Origin of the sequence: Chamaesiphon sp. VAR_69_metabat_338, assembly GCF_031423935.1 — a bacterium.
Classification (GTDB): Bacteria; Cyanobacteriota; Cyanobacteriia; order Cyanobacteriales; family Chamaesiphonaceae; genus Chamaesiphon.
In genome coordinates this window covers 1-1,849 of the sequence record NZ_JANPGM010000312.1, presented here as the reverse complement: position 1 = coordinate 1,849, position 1,849 = coordinate 1, and the positions used below count along the sequence as shown (strand labels likewise).

Genomic DNA, 1,849 nt, shown 5'->3' with positions numbered 1-1,849 from the left:
CATTATACTAACTTGTTTGACTCGATCGAGACAGCTCTCGATTTCGATGTCGATCTGACGTTCGAGCTGATTACCCATCGGTTTACCCCAGGCTCGAAGTCAGTTTTACAAACTTGGTATCCCCAATCGACGCTGGATTTGGACGAAGGGCAGCGCAGCCAAAAGCGGAATAAGTTTGGCGGGGTGAAGTACGTTTACGATCCTGACACGATGAAGGAGTTACGCCGCTTTTTTGAAGCTGAGATCCAACGGCGGTTTCCGACCGCGCAGCTACTTTACTGGACGTGAGGATCGATAATTACTTCGGCCAAGTAAAGTAGAACGTTGTCCCCTTCCCAACTTGGGACTCTAGCCGAATCGTCCCGCCTTCGGCTTCGACGATTTTTTTGACGATCGCCAATCCAATGCCGGTACTATCCGATCGCTGTTGCGGGTTGACGGCTTGAAAGATCGTAAAGATCTTATCGTGGTACTCTGGCTGGATGCCTGCGCCATCATCGGCGATCGCAAATTCGTAAAAATCTTGACGTTCGGCGATACTGATTTCGATCGTGCCATCGAGCCGGTCGTGATGCTTGATGGCATTACCGAGCAGATTGGCAAATACCTGAGTCAACAACAGCCGCTTGGTATATAGCGTCGGCAAGTTAGGCGCGATCTTGACGGTAAATGTTGGCGGCGGTGCCAGGGATTCAATGACCTCAGCCAGCAATTGCGCCACCACAATTGACTCAGAGGTGTCATCCATCCGACCGACACGGGCATAGTCGAGCAGTCCATCGATCGTGGCTTGCATGCGATGTACGCGGCTGCGCAACGTGGTCATTTGCGCTTGAGTGCCAGTCGTGAGCGCACCTGCGAGATCTTCTTCAATCCACTCGGACAGATTGGCGACAGCGCGCAAGGGAGCTTTGAGATCGTGAGAGACGATATACGCAAAGCTATCTAAATCGCGATTGCGCTGTTCGAGAGCGGCGCGATCTCGTTGGCGTTCGGTAATATCGATCGCCGCGAGAATGGCATGAGTCGGACGCGCTCCGGCACCAGCGCGATTCTCCGCAGGAGCGGCTGTGCCTAACGGCAGGCTATCGCCACCGCCACCGAAAAAGACTTGTTTGCGGACGCTCAAGCAGCGGACTTCACCATTCGGCCACACTACCCGATGATCCTGGGCAAACCACCCAGTACCGTCGGGATCGAGGACTTGGGCGATCGCATCTTCGAGGGCGGCGCGTTCGTCAGGATAGAAAGTACTGTGGATCTGCTCGCGCGTAACGAAGCCGATGTCTGGATCGAATCCATACAGAGCGGCTGCTTCGGGCGAGAGGGCGACCAGATTGGTGGCGTAGTCAAATCTCGCCAGTCCCACGCCAGCGACTTCAATCCCCGTCCGCAAGCGTTCCTGATATTCGTACAGATCGCGTTTGGCACGTTGGCGTTCGGTAATGTCGTGACCTTCAGCTAGGAGCGTCACCACTCGACCTGTTTCATCAAAGACGGGCTGAAGGGTAAAGTCAACATCTACCAGATCGCCACTGGGATTGGGATATTGCATTTCATAGCGAATGAATTGCCCGCCAGCCGCCAGAGAGATCGACTGTTGGAGCTTTGCCTGGAGTACGGGCGAATGATTCCACCAGGGCGTTTCCCAAAATAATTGGCCGATGAGCTGAGACTCTCGTGCCGCTGTCGTCCCGGGGAGATGCTGTGCCAAGGAGTTTATGGCTGTCTGATTCAACTCCAGCAGGACGCCCTCTAAAGTCAATAGTCCCAGTAGCTCGAACGTCTGGTCGAAAATCGCCCCGAATTTACGATCGCTCGCTTGCAATGCTGCTGCTTGCTGTTTGAG

At 54.3% G+C, this 1,849-nt stretch carries 2 protein-coding genes; one reads left to right on the top strand and one right to left on the bottom strand.

The window, feature by feature from the left end:
• The coding region (locus RMO84_RS09015) for a spore photoproduct lyase family protein (protein ID WP_396135810.1) at nucleotides 1-288 on the top strand (288 nt) is incomplete at its 5' end.
• A gap of 10 nt (nucleotides 289-298) precedes the next feature.
• On the opposite strand, the gene RMO84_RS09010 is transcribed toward RMO84_RS09015, so the two are convergent.
• Nucleotides 299-1,849: ATP-binding protein (locus RMO84_RS09010; protein ID WP_310488144.1), on the bottom strand; the 1,551-nt coding region annotated here is incomplete at its 5' end.